Here is a 252-nt window from a genome sequence, read left to right as displayed (position 1 = left end):
CTGGCGGATCAGACGCCCGATGAGGCATACTTCGCGACGCTGCCAGCGATCAAATCGGCAGCATGATCGCCCCGGACGTTCCACTTAAAAATCTCGGGACCCTGTCCGAAGAAGCGGCGCCACCTCTGAGCTTGTAGCGCAGGTACCAGCGAACGCACAGGATGATGATCTCCCGATCAAAATGGCGTCCGCCGAACAACTTCTCCGGACTCTTCAGCTTGCTCATCGTGGCTCCTCGGTTCGTCTTCTTCC

At 58.3% G+C, this 252-nt stretch carries 1 pseudogene; it reads right to left on the bottom strand.

Annotated features, from left to right (window positions below):
* Nucleotides 1–127: 127 nt before the first annotated feature.
* A pseudogene (locus VSR34_RS39325) lies at nt 128–226 on the bottom strand (IS6 family transposase); the annotation flags it as partial.
* Nucleotides 227–252 lie beyond the last annotated feature (26 nt).

Origin of the sequence: Paraburkholderia sp. JHI2823 (assembly GCF_038900695.1) — a bacterium.
Classification (GTDB): Bacteria; Pseudomonadota; Gammaproteobacteria; order Burkholderiales; family Burkholderiaceae; genus Paraburkholderia; species Paraburkholderia mimosarum.
This window is presented reverse-complemented; position numbering and strand designations above follow the sequence as displayed.